This is a genomic window from Fundidesulfovibrio putealis DSM 16056, from assembly GCF_000429325.1.
Lineage (GTDB): Bacteria > Desulfobacterota > Desulfovibrionia > Desulfovibrionales > Desulfovibrionaceae > Fundidesulfovibrio > Fundidesulfovibrio putealis.
Genome location: NZ_AUBQ01000006.1, coordinates 123898 through 142743 on the forward strand (window position 1 = coordinate 123898; position 18846 = coordinate 142743).

22 protein-coding genes are annotated in these 18846 nt (G+C 64.8%); 13 read left to right on the top strand and 9 right to left on the bottom strand.

The genetic code is table 11. From position 1 onward, the window contains the following. Positions 1-436: 436 nt before the first annotated feature. Positions 437-1195 carry an N-acyl amino acid synthase FeeM domain-containing protein gene (locus G453_RS22980; protein WP_156920845.1) on the top strand — a complete coding sequence of 253 codons (759 nt, stop codon included), beginning with the start codon at positions 437-439 and terminating at the stop codon, positions 1193-1195. A 128-nt stretch (positions 1196-1323) separates the two neighbouring features. Here G453_RS22980 and G453_RS0107880 read toward each other — a convergent pair whose 3' ends face one another. The 3 genes from G453_RS0107880 to G453_RS22985 form a co-directional block, all read right to left on the bottom strand. Further along, the gene (locus G453_RS0107880) at positions 1324-2082 is read right to left on the bottom strand and encodes a tRNA1(Val) (adenine(37)-N6)-methyltransferase (RefSeq protein WP_027190618.1); all 759 of its coding nucleotides are present in this window, start codon (positions 2080-2082) and stop codon (positions 1324-1326) included. A gap of 9 nt (positions 2083-2091) precedes the next feature. Continuing rightward, entirely contained in the window at positions 2092-3633 is a 1542-nt protein-coding gene (murJ, locus tag G453_RS0107885; RefSeq protein ID WP_027190619.1) for a murein biosynthesis integral membrane protein MurJ, read from the bottom strand. 104 nt (positions 3634-3737) lie between these two features. Continuing rightward, positions 3738-5204: a mechanosensitive ion channel family protein gene (locus G453_RS22985; protein WP_051271991.1), complete on the bottom strand. Its 1467-nt coding sequence runs from the start codon at positions 5202-5204 to the stop codon at positions 3738-3740. Between the two features lie 82 nt (positions 5205-5286). Here G453_RS22985 and G453_RS0107895 point away from each other — a divergent pair, with 82 nt between their 5' ends. Next, positions 5287-6114: a TatD family hydrolase gene (locus G453_RS0107895; RefSeq protein ID WP_027190620.1), complete on the top strand. Its 828-nt coding sequence runs from the start codon at positions 5287-5289 to the stop codon at positions 6112-6114. Between the two features lie 18 nt (positions 6115-6132). Here G453_RS0107895 and G453_RS0107900 read toward each other — a convergent pair whose 3' ends face one another. Continuing rightward, positions 6133-6387 (bottom strand): hypothetical protein, encoded by a 255-nt coding sequence (locus G453_RS0107900; RefSeq protein ID WP_043645014.1) that lies wholly within the window; start codon positions 6385-6387, stop codon positions 6133-6135. A 330-nt stretch (positions 6388-6717) separates the two neighbouring features. Between G453_RS0107900 and G453_RS0107905 the strand changes: the two genes are divergently transcribed. Further along, positions 6718-7110: a response regulator gene (locus tag G453_RS0107905; protein ID WP_235731725.1), complete on the top strand. Its 393-nt coding sequence runs from the start codon at positions 6718-6720 to the stop codon at positions 7108-7110. 164 nt (positions 7111-7274) lie between these two features. Here the strand turns inward: G453_RS0107905 and G453_RS0107910 are convergent, their stop codons facing one another. The 5 genes from G453_RS0107910 to G453_RS0107930 form a co-directional block, all read right to left on the bottom strand. After that, positions 7275-8291: a hypothetical protein gene (locus tag G453_RS0107910; protein ID WP_027190623.1), complete on the bottom strand. Its 1017-nt coding sequence runs from the start codon at positions 8289-8291 to the stop codon at positions 7275-7277. A gap of 82 nt (positions 8292-8373) precedes the next feature. Continuing rightward, on the bottom strand, positions 8374-9114 hold the full coding sequence (locus tag G453_RS0107915; RefSeq protein ID WP_027190624.1) for a transporter substrate-binding domain-containing protein: 741 nt from the start codon (positions 9112-9114) through the stop codon (positions 8374-8376). 95 nt (positions 9115-9209) lie between these two features. Then, the gene (locus G453_RS0107920) at positions 9210-9554 is read right to left on the bottom strand and encodes a hypothetical protein (protein ID WP_027190625.1); all 345 of its coding nucleotides are present in this window, start codon (positions 9552-9554) and stop codon (positions 9210-9212) included. A gap of 57 nt (positions 9555-9611) precedes the next feature. After that, positions 9612-10130 carry a D-glycero-beta-D-manno-heptose 1-phosphate adenylyltransferase gene (gene rfaE2, locus G453_RS22990; RefSeq protein WP_156920860.1) on the bottom strand — a complete coding sequence of 173 codons (519 nt, stop codon included), beginning with the start codon at positions 10128-10130 and terminating at the stop codon, positions 9612-9614. Between the two features lie 104 nt (positions 10131-10234). Next, the gene (locus G453_RS0107930; protein WP_027190626.1) at positions 10235-11029 is read right to left on the bottom strand and encodes a YkgJ family cysteine cluster protein; all 795 of its coding nucleotides are present in this window, start codon (positions 11027-11029) and stop codon (positions 10235-10237) included. Positions 11030-11148: 119 nt separating this feature from the next. Between G453_RS0107930 and G453_RS0107935 the strand changes: the two genes are divergently transcribed. The 10 genes from G453_RS0107935 (at position 11149) to G453_RS0107975 (ending at position 18618) form a co-directional block, all read left to right on the top strand. After that, a complete protein-coding gene (locus G453_RS0107935; RefSeq protein WP_027190627.1) occupies positions 11149-11568 on the top strand; it encodes an ATP-binding protein in 420 nt (139 codons plus the stop codon). Positions 11569-11734: 166 nt separating this feature from the next. Then, positions 11735-12073: an STAS domain-containing protein gene (locus tag G453_RS0107940; RefSeq protein ID WP_027190628.1), complete on the top strand. Its 339-nt coding sequence runs from the start codon at positions 11735-11737 to the stop codon at positions 12071-12073. A 2-nt stretch (positions 12074-12075) separates the two neighbouring features. Beyond that, complete coding sequence (locus G453_RS0107945) at positions 12076-12699, top strand: hypothetical protein (RefSeq protein ID WP_027190629.1); 624 nt, start codon at positions 12076-12078, stop codon at positions 12697-12699. Beyond that, positions 12696-12872: a hypothetical protein gene (locus tag G453_RS27845; protein ID WP_156920846.1), complete on the top strand. Its 177-nt coding sequence runs from the start codon at positions 12696-12698 to the stop codon at positions 12870-12872. The genes G453_RS0107945 and G453_RS27845 overlap by 4 nt, the downstream gene beginning before the upstream one ends. Before the next feature lie 37 nt (positions 12873-12909). Further along, a complete protein-coding gene (locus tag G453_RS22995; RefSeq protein WP_051271994.1) occupies positions 12910-14634 on the top strand; it encodes a dynamin family protein in 1725 nt (574 codons plus the stop codon). A 72-nt stretch (positions 14635-14706) separates the two neighbouring features. Further along, positions 14707-15027 (top strand): 30S ribosomal protein S6, encoded by a 321-nt coding sequence (gene rpsF / locus G453_RS0107955; protein WP_027190630.1) that lies wholly within the window; start codon positions 14707-14709, stop codon positions 15025-15027. Positions 15028-15030: 3 nt separating this feature from the next. Next, positions 15031-15291, top strand: a complete 261-nt coding sequence (gene rpsR / locus G453_RS0107960) for a 30S ribosomal protein S18 (RefSeq protein WP_027190631.1) — start codon at positions 15031-15033, stop codon at positions 15289-15291. A gap of 19 nt (positions 15292-15310) precedes the next feature. Then, complete coding sequence (gene rplI / locus G453_RS0107965) at positions 15311-15823, top strand: 50S ribosomal protein L9 (protein ID WP_027190632.1); 513 nt, start codon at positions 15311-15313, stop codon at positions 15821-15823. Next, a complete protein-coding gene (gene dnaB, locus G453_RS0107970) occupies positions 15792-17246 on the top strand; it encodes a replicative DNA helicase (protein ID WP_027190633.1) in 1455 nt (484 codons plus the stop codon). Before rplI ends, dnaB begins: the two co-directional genes overlap by 32 nt. 76 nt (positions 17247-17322) lie before the next feature. After that, a complete protein-coding gene (locus G453_RS0107975; RefSeq protein ID WP_027190634.1) occupies positions 17323-18618 on the top strand; it encodes a phenylacetate--CoA ligase family protein in 1296 nt (431 codons plus the stop codon). Positions 18619-18846: the final 228 nt, after the last annotated feature.

Below are 18846 nucleotides of genomic sequence, written 5' to 3' on the forward strand. Positions count from 1 at the left end.
GTGTTGCGGGACAATTCAAAAAACAATCGCTTCTTTGTGCGCGCAATAACCCGCAATACTTGATCTATATATTCCTGATCGCCGATCAACGGCCGATAGTGACTTTTTGAGATATGCAGGGTGCATTAATAAATACTTGGTATAGCGTCTAATTTTTACTCAGACAAAAGGGCATGTTCCTTGCTTCAAGATGGCAGAGCGCATCATTTTGACAAGAAGATGGCTCATTTTTCCCGCGGTAATTCAGTAGTAACAATCAACCCTTGAGGACGTACCCATGTTGATGAACGACACTATTGCTCGTGCTCTTTTTGGACGCAGTTGTGCCATTCGCGACCTTGATGACCCGCCAGGCCACCAGCTCAACCCGCCTGTGCACGATACGGAAGCTGCCGACTCCAATATGACAACCGAGGATCTGTACCGGATGCAACGCATGCAGAAGTCATCTCTGCTTGAAAGCAGGCTTGGGGGGATAGAGAATCCAAACATCAAGGCCGCCGAACATATCGAGGAATACAAACAGGCTTTCAGGCTCGTCCACGACGAGTACGCCGACAGCGGGTATGTCGAGCCTACTCCCGAGCATCCGTTCCACTACTCGGTCCACAGCTTCCTCCCGGAAACGCGCGTCTTCATTTTCCAGTCGCGCCGCCAAGTCCTGGCCACGCTGACCCAGATCTTCGACACAAACGGATTCGGGCTGCCCATGGACGCCCTCTACGGGAAGGAGCTCGACAACCTGCGGCGAAAAAATCGGCGGATAACGGAGCTGTCCGCCCTGGTAACATCCAGGCCGTTCCGCATGAGGAACCTCATACTGCACCTGTGCAAGGCCATGTTCGACCATTCGCGCGCCAGCCGCGTGGATGACATCTGCATCATGGTAAACCCCAAGCACCTGCGATTCTACACAAAGATCCTTCTGTTCGAGCAGTTCGGCCCCGAATTGTTTTACGAGAAGGTTCAGGCCCCGGCGATCCCCCTTCGCATAGACATGAACCACATCGAGGAATGCTTGCAGGAAAAGTACGGGCGGTTCGGTCGGGCCGCGAACCTCCACGCCTTCTTCTGCGGCTCGGCCGACGCATCGGGGGGAGTGGGTCCCGTAGCTCGTGCGTTCGATATCCGCACTCCATCCCGGGACGTTCTGAGCTTCTTCCGCTGCCCCCAGGAGCACTCCCTGGCCGCGTAAAATAACAGCGCAAGCAGTTCCATTCTGGCAGGCAGAACGGGGCAAAAGGCCTGAACGTTTCAACGTCCAGGCCTTTTGCCATGATGGCCCGACAGAAGCGGGGGAAGAAGGAGGGCGCGACTCTGTTCTTACGGATTCTTCGCCAGGAAGGGGCAGAACGACAGGGCCGCCGCGCCAAGGCGCGTGGCGGCCCCGCGTCCTTCGTAGAGCACCAGCGGAGGGAGGGCGCGAAGCCCTGTTCCGGCGTTCTTGACGGCCTCCAGCAGCACCAGCCGCGCGGGTTCCTCCAGGCGTGAATGCACCATCCGCAGCCGTTTGGGCGCAAGCCTTGCCGCCTCGCATCCCGTCATCAATTCAGACAGCCGCTCAGCCGGGAACACCATGGCCAGGGCTCCCTTGTTGGCCAATAGCCAGGACGCCGCAGCCAGGAAGTCCTGAAGGCTCCCCTGCGCCTCGAACCGGGCCTGGGTGCGCGATTCGTCCTGGCAGGAGAGGCCCGTGCCCAGCCTGCGGTAGGGGGGATTGGCCAGCGCCAGTCCGAAGGACTCCGGAGGTAGCACCTCGCGGATGCGCGTCACGTCTGCGGTCATGGCCGTGAAGCGGCCTGCGAGTCCGAGATGCGCGGCGTTGGCCGTGGCGGCCTGGGTCATGGCCGGGTCGATGTCCAGGCCCAGGGCCTCGCGCGGCGAGTCGTGGGCCAGCAGGGCGGCCAGGGCGGCCACGCCGCAGCCCGCGCCCAAATCGGCAATGCGGACGTTCTTCTTGGGGAGCACGAACGAGGCCAGCAGCAGCGGGTCCAGGGAGAACCGGTAGCCGTCCTCAGGCTGGAACAGGCCATTGGGGAAGGCCTCGCGCGCTTCCTGAACGCCGGGTGCGTCGCAGGTCATGCGGGCTGCTCAGGCCGGGGTGCGCCGTCTGGCGATGCGTTTTTTGATGAAGTCCATGAGCATGTCCGCCTCGTGCACCCGAAGCGCCACGGCCATCCCTATGTACGCCACGGCCCACACCACGATCAGCGCCAGGGCGGCGTAGTTGTTCACCGGCGTGAGATACGCGCCGACGCCGATAAGGAGACTCAAGCCCGCGCTGATCCACGTGGTGCGCGAAAGCTCCGCCCAGGGGCCGACCTTGGCGCGCAGGGCGCGTCCCAGCAGCCAGACGTTCAGCCAGGATGACAGCGAGGTGGCCAGGGCCAGCCCCACAAGATCAAGCGGGAACATGAGCGCCGCGCCCAGGGCGATGTTGGCGATCACGCTTATGAATCCGGCCCGCACCGGGGTTTTGGTGTCGTGCAGGGCGTAGAAGGCCGAGACCAGCGGGCGCACGCAGGCAAAGGCGGGCAGGCCCACGGCGTAGGCCATGAGCGCCGCCGAGGTTGCCTGGGCCGCCTCCGGAGTGAAGGCCCCGCGCCCGAACAACACCACCACCATGGGGTGGGCCAGGGCCATGAGCCCCGCCGTGGCAGGCAGGCAGATGAACAGGGTCAGGCTCATGGAGGCCGAGAGCGTGTGCTTGAATTCGGGCATCTGACCGCTCGCGCTGAGGCGCGCCAGGCTCGGCAGGGCTACCGTGCCGATGGCCGCCCCGAACACCCCCAGCGGGAACTGCACCAGCCGGTCTGCGTAGTAGAGCGCCGAGATGGACCCCGCCGCCAGAAACGAGGCCAGAAGCGTCCCCACCACGATGTTCAGCTGGTAGACCGCCGCCCCGAACACCGTGGGCAGCATGAGCTTGCCCATGCGCACCACGCCCTCGTCGAGGAACTTCCAGGGGCCGATCCAGCGGAACCCGAAGCGTTTGAGCGCCGGGTGCTGCATGTACATCTGCCCCATGCCGCCCACCAGCACCGACCACGCCAGGGCGTGGGGCACGTCCAGTCCGAACAGCCAAGCCACGCCGCAGCCGATGATGATGACGGTGTTCAGCTCGCTGGTGGCCAGGGCCGGGGCCAGGAAATGCCCCATGGAATTGAGCGCGCCCATGCACAGGGCCACGATGGATATCTGGATGATGTAGGGGAAGACGATGCGCACCAGCTGGACGGTGAGTTCCATCTGCTCCGGGTTGTCCGCGAAGCCGGGCGCAATGAGCATGGTCAGCGGCCTGGCGAAGAGGATTGCCAGCACGGTCACCGCTCCAAGGATGCACAAGAGCCAGACCAGGGCCGAGCGGGTCATGGCGAAGGCGGCCTCGTCGCCCTTTTCCTGGCGAAGGCTCGAGAACACGGGCACGAAGGCCATGGTCATGGAGCCTTCGGCGAACAGGCGGCGCAGGGTGTTGGGCAGGCGGTAGGCCACGTAGAAGGCGTCGGCGGCAGGCCCGGCCCCAAGTACGGACGCGACGATGACGTCGCGGAAAAAGCCCAGAACGCGCGACAGGAGCGTTGCCGCTCCCACCACAGAGGCGTTTTTCGCGATGGATTTGACGTGGTCTGTCATGGCGGCGCGACCTTAGAGCAAAGGGTCAGGCGCGTCCAGGCGCACAGAGGCCTCAAGGCGCTGCGCCGTTCGGCCAGGGCGGCCTTGAAAAAGCCGCACGCCGCCTACCAGAAGATGCTCCGGAAGCGGTCCAGGAGGCTCTGGGTCGATTCGGCCGTATCGGCCTGGGTGCTGGCGCGCATTTTGTTCACGCGCTCCTGGAAGATCCGGGTCACGTTGCTCACCAGGATGGGGTTCTTCTCAAGCACTCCCCGGAACGCCTCGCGGTCGATCTCCAGGCAGGACACCGGCTCAAGCGCGGTCACGTCTGCAAGCCTGGGCTCTCCGGTCAGCATGGCCATCTCGCCGAACACGTCGCCGGGGCCGAGCTTTGACAGTTCGTTCCCGTCGATGCTCACGGACACATGCCCGGCCACCAGGATGAACATGGTGGTCCCGGTCTGGCCGCGCTCCATGATGGAGGCTTCGGGCAGGAACGTGCGGATGGCCGCGCACTGGGCCAGCAGGTCCAGTTCGTCCGGCTGCATTCCCGCGAACAGGCCGACGCCTCCCACCAGCTTGAGCACGTCGCCGGGGGCCGCGCAGGTGGCTTTGCGCGCGCCGGAGAGCTGGCGGCGGCGCATGGGAATCTCGATGCACTGCTTCTTGAATTCGTACCAGACCAGGGAGAGCACCTCGCTGCGCGCGGCCACGGTGTCGTTGAAGTCCTCCACGAAGAAGACCATGCGGTAGGTGATCTGGTCCGGGTCGATCTCGGCGACGCGCACCCTGGGCGGCGGCTGCTTGGCCACCAGCTGCGCCTTGCGCAACACCTCTTCCAGGGCGCTCTTCACCTTGACCGGGGGCACGTTCACCGGGGCGGGCACGCTCACGGCCATGTTGCTCAGCGGTATCGGCTCGCTCAGGTTGACCACGCGGTCCTTGGCGATGGCGTTGTTGGGGATGAGCACCTGATTCTGGCTGAAGGTGACCAGCTTGGTGTAGCGCCAGGTGATCTCCACCACCTGGCCTTCCAGGTCGCCCACCTTGATCCAATCGCCGGTCTTGAAGGGCTTTTCCGTCTGGATCAGGAGCCCCGACAGCAGGCTCCCGATGGTGTCCTGCATGGAGAAGCCGATCACGGCGGTGATGATGGCAGAAGACGTCAGGATGGAGCCCACGTCCACGTTCAGGACGTTTCGAAGGCCCAGGCCGAGGAGCACCAGGGCCGCCACGAAGGAGAGCAGGTTCAAAAAAATCTTGTTGACCGGCCGGCGCTTGATGCGCGTGAGGTACACACCCGCGTAGAGGTCGTGCAGGACGGCCCGGAAGGCCATCCACAGGAACACGCCCAGGAGGATGTCCATGGGCACTGCCCAGACGCCCTTGAGCACGCGCACGTCCAGAACCCGCAGGGCGGCCATGGCGGTCAGCCATTTGCACAGCGACAGGATGGCCACGCCTTTGTCGCGCAGGCGCCACTGCGCCGCCTGGAGGGCGATGGTGGCCAGGGTCAGGGCGGCGGTCAGGGTCAGGTCGGCCGGGGCGGCTTCGTACAGGGTCAGCGCGAGGTCTTTCAGGGGGGTTGCCATGGGTGGGGAGTGTATCGTCACTGTTCGGCAAGGCAACGGTTTTTTCTTGCCGGGAGGCCGCGCGGCGAGGTACCCGCCCTGCGTGTCCAAAAAGAACAAAGAACGCCCCCTGCCCGAGTCCCTGGAGCTGCCCTGCGTCGGCGTGGAGACCCACGCCCACCTGGACTACAAACGCCTGGACCCCGAAAACCTGCCCCTGGTGCTTGAGCGCGCCGCACGCGCAGGCATAGCGCGCATCGGCAACGTCTTCCTGGGCCTTGAGGCCTACCAGGCCAACGCCCCGGTCTTCGCCGCCCATCCCCAGGTGTTTTTCCTTTTGGGCGTCCATCCCAACGACGCCGCCCAGTCCGACCTGCGCCACGTGGCGGACATGGCCGCCCTGTTCGCGGCAGACCCCAACCTGAAAGCCGTCGGCGAGATCGGGCTGGACTTCTACTGGGACGAGACCCCCCGCGACGTGCAGGACCGGTTCTTCCGGGAGCAACTGGCCCTGGCGCGCGAACTTGACAGGCCCGTGGCCGTGCACAGCCGCGACGCCCACGCCGAAACGCTTGCGGTGCTTGACGAGTCGGGCTTTCCGGGCGAGCGGGTGCTGTGGCACTGTTTCGGGGGCGGGCCGGACCTGGCGGGCGAGTTGTCCCGGCGGGGCTACACGGTGTCCATCCCAGGCCCCGTGACCTACTCGAAGAACGAAGCCCTGCGCGAGGCGGTCGCGCTGCTGGACATGTCGCGGCTGGTGCTGGAGTCCGACGCGCCCTTCCTGACCCCGGAACCGTACCGGGGACGCCCCAACGAACCGGCCTACAACGTGTTCACTGCCCAGACCGTGGCCCGCGTGAAGGGCCTGGAGACGCGCGACGTCTGGGAGCGGACCGCAGACAACGCACGGCGCTTCTTCGGGCTGGAGTAGGCGGGATTTTGGCCGAAACTAGTCCCTGTTCCTCACGTCTGCGCGCCAGCTGTTGAGCGGCGCGCAGCATCCCTCGCCCATGGCCAGCAACTCCCGATAGGTCTTCTCGCTGGAGAGCCTGCACCGGTAGAGCGACAAATCGACATCCCAGAAGACTTCCGGACAGCGCTCCCTGTACCCGTGCAGTTGGAGCGATTCACGGCATTGGTCCGTCAGGCAGCACCAGCCGCAGCCCACGCAGGGGCGCGGCTCCAGGGCGGGCATGCCGGACATGTCGGGGCCGTCGCCCCAGGTGGTCAGGGTGTAAGCAGATGGTCTGCCTGGCCAGCGGGTGTGCCTGCCATATGCGATCGGCGGACGGCCCCGGCGCTGAGGCGGGGCGGATGATGTGCGGTTCTCATGGACATGATGGCCGAGCCTAGCACCGCGCCGTGCACGCGGCAATCCCGCAGGCACACTTCTTTCCAGACCCGGTCTGTTTTCTTTATAGGCCCTCGCAAGAGTAGGGATTCCCCTACTGGACGCCTGTCATGATAGGGCACTATATAGAGATTAATGTTCTAAGATTGTCTGACGGAACTGAGGAGCGGCAGCGTGCACATCATGATAGTGGAGAACGATCTCATCTCCGCCTTCCATGTCGCGGAAATCGTCAAGCGCGGCGGCCATGACGTGACCATGGCCGAAGAGCTCTATTGTCTGGACGAGATAAAGGGGCACGGGGCCATCGACGTGGTGATCACGGACATCTTCCTGCAGAACACTTCCGGGCTTCAGATCGTGCTGGACGTGAAGAAATTCAACCCGGACATCAAGGTGGTGGCCATGTCCTCCGGCGGCGTGTCCCGCAACTTCGACTACCTCGATTACGCCGTGGAATTCGGAGCCGACGCCGTGGTGCGAAAGCCCGTGGACGCGGCCTGCCTCATCAGCCTGCTGGAGCGGCTCGGTCCCCGCGCCTGCGACCGGCAGCCTTCGCCTCCCATCATCTGCTAGCGCGGCGTCCTCGAAATACCTTCAAACAGTTTACAAGCCTAACCAGAAAATCTTGTATTATGTTAGCGAAAAACGAGTTCATGTTTTTCGCAAACTCGAAACGAGCCAGCCGGTTTCAAGCCGCGCGTCCCTGGCCGCTGAAACCCGAGTAGGCGGCGAAAGATTCAGAACGATCCGGACCCAGGCGGAATCCTCCCTCCGCCAAGCGCCGAGATCATGGCCTCGCCTTCCCTGTCCGATTCCACGTCCACCTCGCCCAGGTCCACCTCCGTAAGCCCCGACAGCGTCCAGGCCGGACAGCCAGCAAGGATGCGGCACACGCCGTCCAGAAGGGCCAGCTGCTCCCTGATGGCGTCCGGATTCATGAGCGGCGCGCGCACCCCCTGGGACATCATCACCTCGAAGCTGGACTGCGAAAACACCCGGTTGAACTCCACGGCCCGGCGAAGCTGCGTGGTCAGTTCCAGGTGCCTTGCGCCCAGGAGTTCCGGCAGGGTCCATGTGTGGCCCCGTTTCGCTTCCCCGGCGTCTGTCGCGAGAGAATCCGGCCCCAAAGAGTCCAGCCAGGCTAGCGTCCAGGCCAGAAGCTCCGGGGCAGGGAGGTCGAACTGCCCCACGCCGGAATCCCGCGCAGCTCTCTTGCCAAGGCCCGCAAGCAGCCGGGAGACCACTCCCACCCGTGCCGGGTTCCAGCGCAGCCTGGAGGTGCGCAGCATCACCGCGAGCAACGCCGCCTCCTGCGGGCCGAACAGCTCCCGCAACAGCCGCGAGAGTTCCTCGGGCGGGGAGTCGGCCAGTTGCAGGCGCTTAACGAACGCCGCCGCGTCTCCGGATTCCAGGAGCAGCGTGAGGCGCTGGCCGCCGGGCAGCAGGATGACGGCGGAGCGGGCGGCGTCCTCCACGGCTTCGCCCACGGCCCTGGCCTCCTGGGTGGTGCAGCGGGCCGCCAGGGCCAGCGGTTCGATCCGGGCGCGCAGGTCCGCGTCGGGAAACAGCAGCATGGCGGCAAGCGTGGCCGCATCGGATGAATCGCGCTGCGCGAGCACTGCGGCGATGGCCTGGGGCGAAGCATCGCCGTGCGTGGACTCGACGGCGTGCAGGACGTCCTCGTCCTGGCGCAGGCCGTCCTGCAGCTGGGCGATGATGGCCCGGATCAGGGCATCGTGGGCAGAGGTGTTCATGGGGGACCTGCATCTGGAGACGCGTTGGAGCGCCGGAAGTTCATTGTTCGCGCCGACTTGCACGGACGCCTTGGCGCCCTCGTCAGCTGTCGAGCCTCACCAGCTTCCCGATGGCTTCGTCGATGCACCCGATGACATCGGGCGGGGTGGATTTGCTGAACATCAGATACCGGAGGTTGCCTTTGGGCAGGTCGGTCAGCGTCAGCACGTGGAGCGTGTCCACGGGAATGTTCGCCAGTGCGGCCAGGGTGTCTATTTCCTCCGGGTTGGCCAGCATGAAGTCGAACCGACGTGCGACCAGCATGCGCATGAGCTGCGCCTGGGTGCCTGACGTCCTCACGGGAGGAACGCGCATCCCGGCGAGCAGGGTGTCCACGGCGTGGCCGTACGCGTAGGACTGGTTGACTCCGACGGACAGGTCAGCCTGCTCTACCAACCGGGCCAGAGTGGAGATTCCGGGGGGCGGCATCGTGCCGGACTTCAGGAATACCGCACGAAGCGGTTCGTCCTGATAGATGGGCAGGCTGAAGGTCGCGTAGCTTTCCCGGTCCGGGGTCTTGAACCAGCCGACGGTGCAGATAGGCCCCTGATTGGCTTTGACGGTTTCGAGGATGCGCCCTGGTGGCATCTCCTGAAACGCATGAGGAACACCCGCCAGCGTGAAGAGGTCCCGCACAAGATTGAGCAGAAGCCCGTCCGGCTGCGCATTGACGGTGGTGTAATACGGGGGCCTCTCGAAATAGAGTATATCCAGAGGCTGGGCCGAGACGGTCCCGACCAGGGACATCAGTGCAAGTGTGCCGAAAAGGAGGAAACGAAGCATGGGGCCACCTCCGGCTGAAGAGGGCGCGGCCGGTTGGAGAGGCGCTTCGCGCTTGATACGGCAATGCCGATGCCGGGGCAAGGTGCGGAAGGGTATTACGGGGTGGGCAGCGTCTTCACGAAGAGGTTCAGGTTGCCGAACTTGTCCTTGAAGACGTCGCCGGTCAGCGTGACTTCCTTGTTCTTGTAGTTCTGCTGGAAGGCCGAGAGGGCTTCCAGGGGGAGGTCTTCCGGGGTCCAGACAGAGTAGCTGGTGCCGTCGGCGGTGACGATCCACAGGCCCTCGCCGTCTTCCTCCCCCACCACTGCGACGATCTCCGCGTCCTTGGACACGAGCTGCATGTCCGGTTCGTTCTGGGCCGCAAGAGAGCCTGCCAGCAGGCAGAGCAGCATGGCGGCCAGGGCCGCGCTTCGCACGAGGGCGATTCCGAACACGCGCATAACCATCTCCCTATGAAACGGGGCGTTTCTATCCCCTGCCACCTGAGCCGTCAAGCGTCAGCGGGTCTTGATGCGGGCTATTACACCCGTGGTGGAGTAGCCCGGCAGCAGCGCCAGGCTCACCACGCGCCCGCCCGCAGCTTCCACGGCCTCGCGGCCCACGATGGCCTCCACGGCCCAGTCCCCGCCCTTCACCAGCACGTCGGGCAGCACGGCCTCGATGAGCGCAAGCGGCGTGGGATCGTCGAAGCCCACGACGAAGTCCACGCAGGAGAGTCCAGCCAGCACCAGGGCGCGATCCTGCCAGGGGGTCACCGGGCGCGAGGGGCCTTTGAGGCCGAGGACCGACGCGTCGGAGTTGAGGCCGAGCACCAGAAGGTCGCCGAGCTCGCGCGCGCGGGTCAGCAGGTCCACGTGGCCGGGATGCAGAAGATCAAAGCAGCCGTTGGTGAAGACCACGCGCGGTGAGAAGGGGGCCGCGACAGCGCCGCCGTGCGCGTCCGGAGCATCCGGCACGCCGGGCAGAGGGCGCGACACGGGAGTTCCAGGCGTTCCCGCTTCCTGCCCGCCGCACATGGTCTGGCGACGCCACTCCAGCCGCCCGGAACGCATATCCTTAAGGCGCGCCAGAAGGTCCGGCAGCGCCAGGATTTTCCGGCTAAGCGACGGGTGCGGGTGCATCAGGCCTTCTTCTTCAGATTGCGTTCCACGCCGAAAAGGGCCAGCTCCAGCCAGTCCATGGCGAACTCCAGGCGGCCGGATTCGTCGGCCAGGGCTGCGGCCTTGGCCTCTTCGGGCATGTCCAGGCGGTCCATCAGGCGCGTGTTGACCAGAAAATCGCGGAAGGCGTCCAGGTTGAAGGCCGCCAGGAACACCATGTTGGCCTGCTTCTGGTCCAGCCGGGCCTGGCGTTGCCTGGCCTGGGCCAGGAGCAGCATGTAGCGGTCGTTGTGGCGGTTGTATTCCTTCAGGTCCTGGTCCTTCAGCCAGTCGGCGCTGGTCCAGTCGGCGTCCTGCTCGAATCCCTTGCAGTGGGGCTCTCGCACCACGAAGAACTGCTCCAGCACTTCGCCCGCCTCGCCGGTCTTGGTGGCGCGCCCCAGGGGATAGGTGCGGCACGCGCCGGGGCGGCCCGGATAGACCGAACAGCCCTCGCGGGTGACGAAGGGGCAGGGTGCGCCGGGGATTTCGTCGCGCATGCGCAGGCGCAGCATGGGGAACCCGGTGTCGGGGGCCTGGGCGGCCAGGGCGTGGCGCGCGATGAAGTCGCGGCTGGAGAGGCCGAGCTGGGCGCGCAGGCGCAGTACGTCGTAAGGCGTGAGCATGAGCGTCAGGTCGGAGCAACAGGCGTTGAAGCAGGGCACCTTGGGGTGGCAGGCGAAACGGAAACGCTCGCCGGGAGGCAGTTCGGGCAGGGTGTCCAGAAAGGCCTGGGTGGCGTCGTGGTCGCTTGGGGTCTGGTTCGAAATAGTCATGATGGCGCAGTTTAGCACCGGCCACGCCTCTTGAAAACCCGAAAAGACCCGGCTGGCCCGTGCGCCCCTGCGCCCGTGCGCGTTGACAGTCGCCGGGCTTCGTGGAAAACAGTGAAGCTATGAGTGAGCAGCTGTGCCTGCGCATCGAGAACCGTCTTCCGGAACTGGAACGGGTCCACGCCGAGGTGGAGGATTTTCTGGAACGGTGCGACGTGGCCGGGCGGGATTCATATCACATTCGGCTCGCCCTGGACGAACTGGTGACCAACGTCATCTGCTACGCCTACGACGGCGAGGGCGGGCACTGCATCGAGGTGGAGATCGTCCGCCTCTCCGGGGCCGTGGCCATAACCCTCAAGGACGGGGGCAAGCCCTTCAACCCTCTGCTGGCCCCGGAACCCGACATGAACGCGCCGCCCGAGAAACGCAGGATCGGCGGCCTGGGCATCCATTTCGTTCGCAAGACCATGGATGAACTGCACTACGAACGCAAAGACGGAAAGAACATACTTCGTATCCGCAAAAACACCGCGACCTGAAACGAGGTGGCATTGCAGCGCGTTTCTGGGAAACAGAAACATGTCTCCCAAAGCAAAATAAATGGTTCTCCCGGTTACTATTCATACGCCGCAGGAACCTGTTTTGAGAACGCCGCACAAGTGGCCGCAAAACGCCTTGAAGCACGAGAAATACGAGGAGCATCCGATGGAACTTGCCGTGACCACTGCCGGTCCTGTGACCATTCTCACCATTAATGGCCGTCTGGACTCGAATTCGTCCAAGGAGCTCGAAGACCAGGTCATGGGGCTGGTCACGGGTGGGGTTTCCAAGCTGCTCATGGACTTCGGGGGCGTGGACTACATCAACTCCAGCGGCCTGCGGGTGCTGCTCATGGCCTTTCAGCACCTCAAGAAGAACGGCGGCAAACTGCACCTGTGCAACATCAAGGATTACATGAACGAGGTCTTCGAAATATCCGGCTACACCGAGATATTTTCGATCTTTCCCGGTCAGGCCGAGGCTCTGGCCGCCTTCCCGGAGTGAGCATGAGAAAGGCTGCGCCGGTTATTGTGTCCTGCCTGCTGGCTGTGGCGGCATGGCTGTCGCCCCTGGCCTGCCTGGCCCAGTCCGCACCCCTGGAGATCGCGGGCTTCAGGCTGGGAAGCGACGTGAAGACCGTCGCCCAGGCCATCGAAGAGGGCAAGACCGAGGTGGACATCAACCGCCAGTATCTGACCACCGTGCTGACAAAGCCCGTGCCCGGATACCGTTCCGGGTACGTCACCTTCGGCAATTGCGCCGCGCCGGGACGCATCGTCCGCGTCAAGATGAACTACGAAAACGAATCCAGGGACTTCTACGAGAAGCTCCTGGCCGCCCTCAAGAAGCGTTTCGGCGAGCCGAAGCAGTGGCGCGGAAACCCGTTCGGAACCCTGCGCATCTGGAAATGGAGCCTGCGCGACAAAGCCCTGGGCGACATATCCATCATCTTGCAGCATTATTCCGGTGAGGACGACACTTTCACCAAGGGCAACTCCATTCGTGTCGCCGCTGTGGAAATCCTGGACGAGGAGCGTGACTGCTGGCGCGCCAGGCACCCGGAAGAGAAGATCCAGGCCCCGGCTGCGTCCGTTCCGCCGCCGGGCATTGAGTATTATCTGCCCAGGTGATCCGCCCGGAATGGCCCAGGGCCGAGCGGGTGGACGCCCCGGTGTGCGCCTTGCGCCTGAACGCCGATTGTTCCGGCCTGCCTGATTCCGGGGACGCTCCGGCGGGGCGGTTCCCCGCCGCAGACAGGGCCGCCCGGCAAACCGCCACGGCGCACAAGGAAATTCGTCTGTGATTACAGTAACTCTTCGTCTTTCAGGCCAATCCCCCGCATGACGCCGTCACTCGTGGACGAACAGCTGGCCGCCAGCCGCCTGCGGCTCGGCCGGTCTCTTTCAGCCCTGGAGGCCCTGGCCGTGCGCGCTGGCGCGCAGGACGCGGCGCAAGGCGCGCGCGCCCTGGTGCAGGCCGCCGGGGAGCCGTTCCTGTTCGTGGCGGCGGGCGAGGTGAAGACCGGCAAGTCCAGCTTCATAAACGCGCTTCTGGGCGAGGAAGTCAGCGCCGTGGCCCCCGACCCCTGCACGGACCGCATTCTGATGATCTCCTGGGGGCCGGAGCGTAAGCGCCAGGACGAAGGCCCGCTTTTCGCCCGCATCGAGCTGCCCCATCCCATCCTCAAGGATATAGCCGTGGTGGACACGCCGGGCGTGGACAGCGTCATCGACCAGCACCAGGAGATAACCGAACGCTTCATCCCCAGGAGCGACCTGGTGCTGTTCGTGTTTTCGGCGCTGAACCCCTACACGCGCTCCGCGTGGGATTTCCTGGGTCTCATTGCCGGACAGTGGCGCAGGAAGGTGGTGCTGGTGCTCAACCAGGCGGACCTGGCCACGCCCGCGCAACTCAAGATCAACCGCGAGAAGGCGGTGGAGCTGGCCCGCGAGCGCGGCCTGGACGATCCCACGGTGTTCGTGGTGTCCTCGGCGCTGGAGGCCGTGCAGCCCGAGCTCTCCGGGGTGGAGGCCGTGCGCCGCCACATCCGGGAGATGGTCACGGGCGGGGAGCACGTGCGGGCCAAGCTCAGATCGCTGGCAGACGGGGCGGGCGCCGTCCTGGCTGGGATACGCGAAGCCGGGGAAGCGTTGCGCCTGGAACTGGAGACCGACGAGGCCCAGTCGCGGCGCATAGCCGAACGGCTCGATGCGGCGCGAGCCGCCGCCGGGCGCGAAGCCAAGGCCCTGGTGGTGCAGGTGCTGGCGCGCTACGACCGGGCCTGCGACGAGTATCTCGCATCCATAGAGATGGAGCTTTCCTTCGCCAGCATGTTCCGGCGCAGCTTCCTGCGTTTCTTCAAACGCAAGTCCGCCGTGCCCGCCATGCTGGAGGAGCTCAACCGCGCGTTCCGGGAGTCGCTTGAGCAGCAGGTGGACGCCTTGGCGCGCGAGGGCGCGTCCGGCCTGACGCAGCGCCTCGCCCTGGACATCTCCGACATCTCCCGCGATTTGCGCGAGCTGGCCGGTGGTGCTGCCAGACCTGCCGACAGTGGCGGCGACGCCGCCGGGACCCTTGAGCGCCGCCGCGAGGCGGTGCTGAGCGGGGTGTCGGCCGGGCTGGACGACTTCCTGGCCGCCTCCGCCGACCCCGCCCGCGTCGATCCCCTCCGGGTTGCCCGCATGGACCCCAAGGCGGCCATGGGCGGGCTCATGGTGCTGGCCGGAGGCCTGTTCGTGCTGTCGGTCAAGGGCGTGGTGGTGGACGTCACCGGCGGCGTGATTGCGGGGTCGGGCATGCTGCTGGCCGGGGGCGTGCTGGCCGTCGGGCGTCCGCGCCTTCTGCGTACGCTCCGGGCCACGCTGCGCGAGGGCGGAGAGCGCCTTCAGGCCGAGCTGGACAGCCTGCTGGCGGCCCGTCTGGAAGACGTCTTCGCGGATGTGGCCCGGCTGCTGGAGCCCTTCGACGCCGACACGGCCAGGCGGCGCGGCGAGCTCGAAATCATCGTCTCCGAGGCGTCGATGCTGGAGCTGGAAATTTCAAAAAATCTTGACACACCGGCCTAAAGGCTCTAACGACAACCCCTCGCCTTGCTCTTCCCCCAAGAGGGAAGGGCCATAGTCCACAAGGAGGATCACATGAGGAAGTACGAGACGCTTCTGCTCCTGAGCCCCGAGCTCAACGCGGAAAGCAAGAAAGCCGTCATCGACACCCTGGTCGCCATCATTGAGCGCGAACTGGGCCAGATGCTGGCCGTTGATGACTGGGGAACCAAAGAGCTGGCCTATCCGGTCCGCAAGCAGGTGCGCGGCCAGTACGTGCGCCTGGAGTACGCCGCCCCGGGCAAGACCGTCGCAGAACTGGAGCGCATCGTGCGCATCACCGACGGCATCTACAAGTTCGTTACCGTCAAGCTGGCCGACACCTACGTGCCTGCCGCCGCTCCCGTGGAGGCCTAACCTATGTCCTTCAAGAAAAAGTTCACCCCCAAGAAGAAGTTCTGTCGCTTCTGCGCCAACAAGAACCTTCCTCTGGACTACAAGCGTTCCGACATCCTGCGCGACTTCATCACCGAGCGCGGCAAGATCATCGCCCGTCGCATCACCGGCACCTGCGCCAAGCACCAGCGCAGGCTCACCACCGAGATCAAGCGCTCGCGCCAGATGGCCCTCATCTACTACACGGCCACCCACAGCGCCGAACTTCTCAAGAAGATGTCGTAGGAGTTACGCCATGGCAGCCATGAAACTTATCCTGCGCGCCGATATGGAAAACCTGGGCAAGCTGGGAGACCTGGTCTCCGTCAAGCCCGGTTACGGCCGCAACTTCCTGATCCCCCAGGGCCTGGCTATGCTGGCCTCTGCCTCCAACCTCAAAGTCTTCGAGCAGGAGCGCAACAAGCTCCAGGCCAAGATGGACACCCTGCGCGCCGACGCCTCCGGCCTTGCCGGCAAGCTGGCCGCCGCCACCGTGGCCATCGAGGTGCGCGTGGGCGACGGCGACAAGCTGTACGGCTCCGTCACCTCGGGTATGATCGCCGATAACCTGGAAGCCCAGGGCATCGTGGTCGACCGCCGCAAGATCGTTCTGGAAGACCCCATCCGCACCCTCGGCGTCCACGAAGTGGAGATCAAGCTCCACGCCGACGTCCGTGGCGTCATCCGCGTGATGGTCTGCCGCCAGGGCGAGAAGCTCATCGACGCCGAACCCGCCGCAGGCGACAGTGGACAGCAGTCCGCAGAAACCGAAGCGTAAGACCCGTCGCGGGGCGGGCGAGCCGGACGGCCAGCTCGCCCCGCAAACGTTGGAACGGGTTTCAGGCGATCTTCTTCGCCGTGTTCCCCCGCACAGTCCGGAAGCCGAGCAGTCCGTCCTGGGCGGGATTCTCATCAAGAACTCCACGCTTCACCACCTCATCGACATCCTCGGTGAGGACGATTTCTATTCCCCCGTACACAGGGCCATTTATCAGGCCTGCCTTGAGCTGAACCGCCGCTCCGTGGCCGTGGATCTCGTCACCCTGGCCGAGGAACTCTCGCGCATGGGCAAGCTCGACGAGGTGGGGGGCCCGGTCTATCTGGCGGAGCTGGCCTCGGCCACGGTCAGCGCGGCCAACGCCCTGCACCACGCCGACATCGTGCGCGACAAGGCCGTCAAGCGCCGCCTCATCTCCGCCGCTTCGGACATCATCGAGAAGGTCTTCGACGGCGGAGAGGACACCGAGGCCCTGCTGGACTCCTCCGAGCAGGCCGTGTTCGCCATCTCCGACTCCAAGAAGACCGGCGTTCTCAGCTCCAGCAAATCGCTGGTGGACGCGGTCTTCGAGCAGCTCACCAAGCGCGTGGAGAACCAGGAGACCGTCACCGGCGTCCCCACCGGCTACTACACCTTCGACGAGTACACCGCCGGGCTTCAGCCCTCGGACCTCATCATCGTGGCCGGACGCCCCTCCATGGGCAAGACCGCCTTCGCCATGAACATCGCCATGCGCGCCGCCTGCATGTACTCCACGCCCACAGCCATCTTCTCCCTGGAAATGAGCAAAGAGCAGATCATGATGCGTATGCTCTGCTGCTGGGGCAAGGTGGACCTCTCCAAGCTGCGCAAGGGCCGCCTCGACGACACGGACTGGGCCAGGCTCTACGAGTCGGCCAACGCCCTGTCCCCCGCGCCGCTGTTCGTGGACGACACCCCGGCACTCTCCACCATGGAAATGCGCGCCCGCTGCCGCCGCCTGAAGGCCGAGCACGGCCTGGGCCTCGTGGTGGTGGACTACCTGCAGCTCATGCGTTCGGCGCGCCGCGTGGACTCGCGCGAGCAGGAAATTTCCGACATCTCCCGGAACCTGAAGGCCCTGGCCAAGGAAATGCACGTCCCGGTGATCGCCCTGTCGCAGCTCAACCGCAAGGTGGAAGAGCGCAGCGACAAGCGCCCCATGATGAGCGACCTGCGCGAATCCGGCGCCATCGAGCAGGACGCCGACGTGATCATCTTCCTGTACCGCGAGGCCGCCTACAAGAAGAAGGACGAGCTGACCCCCGAGGACAACGTGGCCGAGATCATCATCGGCAAGCAGCGTAACGGCCCCACCGGCATGGTCAAGCTACGCTTCTTCAAGGAATCCACGTCCTTCGAGAACCCCACGGACATCCCGCCCCCATCCGAGTACGAGGGCTAAAGCTGCGCGCATGAAAAACAGGAGCATGTTTTTCATGCCCCACCAGACGACAGACCAAACCGGCGGAGCAGAACGCATGTACTACGATCCGGCAGAAACGCTTTCCCGCGAAGACATCTCCCGCCTGCAACTTTCCCGACTGCGCACCACCTGCGAGCGCGCCGCGCGCTCCCGGCTCTATGCCCGCAAATTTGCCGAACACGGACTGCGCCCTGAAGACGTCAGGACCCTGGACGACCTGCGCCGCATCCCCTTCACCACCAAGCAGGACCTGCGCGAATCCTACCCGGACGGCCTGAACGCCGTGCCGCAGGAAAAGATGGTGCGCCTGCACGTGTCCTCCGGCACCACCGGCACCCCAACCGTGGTCTATCACACGGCTGGCGACATCTGCTGGTGGTCCTCCCTGGTGGCGCGCTGCATGCACATGACCGGCATGCGCCCCGGCGACGTGTTCCAGAACACCACCAGCTACGGCCTGTTCACCGGGGGCCTGGGAATGCATTACGGCGCGGAGCGCCTGGGCTGTCTGGCCATCCCCATGGGCGCGGGCAACACCCAGCGCCAGCTGAAGCTCATCCAGGACTTCAAGGTCACTGCGCTGCACATCATCCCGTCCTACGCGCTCTACATCGCCAACTTCTGCGCGTTGAACGGCATCGACCCCAAGAGCCTTGGCGTGCGCATCGCCCTGGTGGGGGCCGAGCCCTACTCCGAGCAGACCCGCAGCCGCCTGGAGGGTATCTTCGGCTTCAAGGCCTTCAACTCCTACGGCCTCTCCGAGATGAACGGCCCCGGCGTGGCCTTCGAGTGCCAGGAGCAGTCCGGCATGCACCTTTGGGAGGATGCCTATCTGGCCGAGGTGATCGACCCCCAGACCCTGGAGCCAGTGAAGCCCGGCGAAGTGGGCGAGTTGGTGCTGACCACCCTGTGCCGCGAGGGCATGCCAATCCTGCGCTACCGCACCCGCGACCTGACGCGCTTTTTGCCCGGCCCCTGCGCCTGCGGGCGCGAGCACGTGCGCCTGGACCGCATCACCGGCCGCTCGGACGACCTCATCATCATCAAGGGCGTGAACATCTACCCCATGCAGATCGAGCAGGTGCTCATGGCCCTGCCCGAGGTCGGCCAGAACTACCTGATCGAGTTGTACCGCGAAGGCCCCATCGACCAGATCCGCGTGAAGGTGGAGATCAAGGAAGAGTTCTTCGTGGAGGACATGCGCGCCCTGAACGCCCTGCGCCAGAAGATCGCCAATAAACTTCGCGACGAGATTCTGGTCACCCCCAAGGTCGATCTGGTGGAGCACAACGCCCTGCCCAAGAGCGAAGGCAAGGCCCAGCGCGTGGTGGACATGCGCGAGGCCGAGTAAGGCTGACGCCGGGGGAATGCAGGGCGCTGCCCTGCACCCGCAAGGGCTCCGCCCTTGACCCGGCGGGCTCCGCCCTGCACCCGCCAGGGGGATGATCCCCCTGGACCCTGCAAGTAGCTTCGCGTCTTAACCCGTCACACGTGACGAGTTTCGACGCGAAGCTACTTGAAAGTTTTTGAGAGGAGGTCCCGGAGGAGAACTTTTTTCAAAAAGTTCTCCTCTGGGCCG

Coding starts and splice junctions, on each gene's coding strand:
- G453_RS22980 (WP_156920845.1), top strand. CDS start 437: ATGCAGAAGTCATCTCTGCTTGAAAGCAGGCTTGGGGGGATAGAGAAT.
- G453_RS0107880 (WP_027190618.1), bottom strand. CDS start 2,082: ATGACCTGCGACGCACCCGGCGTTCAGGAAGCGCGCGAGGCCTTCCCC.
- murJ (WP_027190619.1), bottom strand. CDS start 3,633: ATGACAGACCACGTCAAATCCATCGCGAAAAACGCCTCTGTGGTGGGA.
- G453_RS22985 (WP_051271991.1), bottom strand. CDS start 5,204: ATGGCAACCCCCCTGAAAGACCTCGCGCTGACCCTGTACGAAGCCGCC.
- G453_RS0107900 (WP_043645014.1), bottom strand. CDS start 6,387: ATGTCCGGCATGCCCGCCCTGGAGCCGCGCCCCTGCGTGGGCTGCGGC.
- G453_RS0107905 (WP_235731725.1), top strand. CDS start 6,718: ATGATAGTGGAGAACGATCTCATCTCCGCCTTCCATGTCGCGGAAATC.
- G453_RS0107910 (WP_027190623.1), bottom strand. CDS start 8,291: ATGAACACCTCTGCCCACGATGCCCTGATCCGGGCCATCATCGCCCAG.
- G453_RS0107915 (WP_027190624.1), bottom strand. CDS start 9,114: ATGCTTCGTTTCCTCCTTTTCGGCACACTTGCACTGATGTCCCTGGTC.
- G453_RS0107920 (WP_027190625.1), bottom strand. CDS start 9,554: ATGCGCGTGTTCGGAATCGCCCTCGTGCGAAGCGCGGCCCTGGCCGCC.
- rfaE2 (WP_156920860.1), bottom strand. CDS start 10,130: ATGTGCGGCGGGCAGGAAGCGGGAACGCCTGGAACTCCCGTGTCGCGC.
- G453_RS0107930 (WP_027190626.1), bottom strand. CDS start 11,029: ATGACTATTTCGAACCAGACCCCAAGCGACCACGACGCCACCCAGGCC.
- G453_RS0107935 (WP_027190627.1), top strand. CDS start 11,149: ATGAGTGAGCAGCTGTGCCTGCGCATCGAGAACCGTCTTCCGGAACTG.
- G453_RS0107940 (WP_027190628.1), top strand. CDS start 11,735: ATGGAACTTGCCGTGACCACTGCCGGTCCTGTGACCATTCTCACCATT.
- G453_RS0107945 (WP_027190629.1), top strand. CDS start 12,076: ATGAGAAAGGCTGCGCCGGTTATTGTGTCCTGCCTGCTGGCTGTGGCG.
- G453_RS22995 (WP_051271994.1), top strand. CDS start 12,910: ATGACGCCGTCACTCGTGGACGAACAGCTGGCCGCCAGCCGCCTGCGG.
- rpsF (WP_027190630.1), top strand. CDS start 14,707: ATGAGGAAGTACGAGACGCTTCTGCTCCTGAGCCCCGAGCTCAACGCG.
- rpsR (WP_027190631.1), top strand. CDS start 15,031: ATGTCCTTCAAGAAAAAGTTCACCCCCAAGAAGAAGTTCTGTCGCTTC.
- rplI (WP_027190632.1), top strand. CDS start 15,311: ATGAAACTTATCCTGCGCGCCGATATGGAAAACCTGGGCAAGCTGGGA.
- G453_RS0107975 (WP_027190634.1), top strand. CDS start 17,323: ATGTACTACGATCCGGCAGAAACGCTTTCCCGCGAAGACATCTCCCGC.